Origin of the sequence: Streptomyces sp. NPDC029674 (assembly GCF_044903205.1) — a bacterium.
Lineage (GTDB): Bacteria > Actinomycetota > Actinomycetes > Streptomycetales > Streptomycetaceae > Streptomyces.
The window spans coordinates 1-2,144 of the sequence record NZ_JBJDPY010000046.1; the positions used below are offsets into that span (position 1 = coordinate 1).

Here is a 2,144-nt window from a genome sequence, read left to right on the forward strand (position 1 = left end):
GTCCAGGCTGGCCGCGTTCTCCTCGATGGCCTTGTTGAGGGCGTCCCCTGCCTCGTACATGGCCGCCTGCGCGTCCTGCACGGACATATGCGCCAGGCCGGCGCGGAAGAGCGCGTCGATGACCTTGTCGAGCTTGTCCCCGGCCTCCTCGGACTCGTCCGTGAGGATGGCCATGGCCTCGGCCATGCCGTTCAGCCCGTCCGGGTTGATGCCCGTGGTCTGCGCGAGCTCGTCCACGAGGGACTGCGAGTTCTGCGCCGCGGCCTCAGCCTCAGCGGCCATCTTCGCCATGGCCGCCTCGGCGTCAGCCGAGGCCTCCGCGGTGCGGACCGCCTCCGGAGCGACCCCGGACAGGGCCCACTCCAGCGCCTGAGCGTCGTCGATGCTCACGCCCATCTCCGCGGCGACGCCCTTGAGGGAGTCGCGCAGGCCGGGCATGTAGGTGTTGAACAGCTCCTCGGCCGGCCGACCCGTGGCCTCCCAGGAGCGGGCGAGCTCCTGGAACGCGGCCGTGGCGGCCTCGGTCTCTCCGGAGGAGGCGAGGTTGCCCATCTCGTTGCCGAGCTCCATGAGCCGGTCCTCGACCTGGCCGACGTTGTCCTTGGCCAGACCCGTCCAGGCGAACGCGTCGTTCGCCCAGTCGTTCAGGCCGCGGCCGAAATCGTCCTGGGACGACACCAGATGCTGCAGCGCCTGGTCCATCCCCATGATGTTCTCGGCGGACGACCCGGCGGACACGTCCCAATCCGAGAACACGCTGTTCAGCTGGTCCTTGCGGGCCACGACGTCATCGCCCGCGTTGGCCACGTTGCGGATGGCCGTGGCCATCTTCTCCGTGGTCATCGTGTCGTACGAGGTGGTCGCCTTGGCCAGCTCGATCGCCGCGAGCGCGACGCCGCTGAGGACTGACGCGACGCCGGCCAGCTTGCCGAGCTTGCCTACGGCGGCGGCGGACTTGGAGCCGGCCGGGGCGAGGTCGTTGAGGGCGTCTCGGGTCTCCTTGATCTTCGGGATCACGGTGAGGGTGGCGCCGGCCAGGAGGGCAGCGCCGCCGGTCACGCCGGCGAACACTGTGCCGATCTGCAGCACGCCCTCGGGGAGGCTGCCGACCCAGTCGACGACGCCCTCGAGGCCCTGGACCATGTCCCGCAGGACGTCGTTCGCCCCGGACCCGGACTGCAGGAAGACCGTGTCGAAGGCGCCGCCGAGCTTCTCGAGGTCGCCGGCGAGGTTGTCCTGCATGATGGAGGCCGTCTCGGCCGCGTAGCCGGCGTCGTTGACCTTCTCGGTCCACTCGCTCACGCCCTCGGCGCCGCCCTCGTAGAGGACGGACGCCGCGCGGATCGCGTCGGAGCCGAAGAGCGTCTGCAGCGCGGCCGCGCGCTGCTGCTCGGACATGCCCGCGAGCGCGCCCTGCAGCTTGCCGGCGTACTCCTCCATGCCGATGAAGTTGCCGTTGGCGTCGTAGGCGGAGAGGCCGAGCTCATCCATGAGCTGGGCGGCTTCCTTGGTCTGCGGGTTGAGCCGCTGGAGCATCGTCTTGAAGGACGTGCCGGCGTCAGAGCCGGTGAGGCCGGCGTTGGCGAACATCGCCAGGGTGCCGGTGGTCTCCTCGATGTCGAGGCCGGTCTGCGCAGCGATGAGGCCGGACTGGTTGAGCGCGGCGCCGAGGTCTTCGACGGAGCCCTGGGCCTTTCCGGCGCCGGCCGCGAGGAGGTCGGCGACGTGTGGGATCTGGGAGCCGTCGAGCTTGAACTGGACGAGGGCGGAGGCGGCGAGCTCGGCGGCGTCGCCGACGTCGAGGGCGCCGGCGGCGGCGAGGGAGAGTGCGCCGTCGAGGCCGCCGGTGAGGATCTCCTCGGTGGAGACGCCGGCCTTGGCCATCTCCTCGATGCCCTGGGCGGCCTCCTCCGCGGAGTATGCGGTGTCGGCGCCGGCCTTCTTCGCGGCCTCGCCCAGGAGAGCCATGTTCTCTTCGGTCTCGTGCGTGGCTGCACGGACGGAGGACATGGCCTTGTCGAAGTCGGCGGCCGTCTTCACGGTCATGCCGGCGCCGGCCGCGAGCAGGCCGCCGGCGCCCCACACGGCGCCCCCCCCCCCCGCCCAGGGCGCGGGGGCGCCCCCGCCCCAAACGGGCGTGGTGT

Annotated in this window: 1 protein-coding gene; it reads right to left on the minus strand. The window is 71.4% G+C overall.

The window, feature by feature from the left end; all coding sequences use genetic code 11:
* Window positions 1–2,085 (minus strand): phage tail tape measure protein (locus ACI2L3_RS40185; protein ID WP_404757431.1); only part of this gene is annotated, 2,085 nt, incomplete at its 3' end.
* Window positions 2,086–2,144 lie beyond the last annotated feature (59 nt).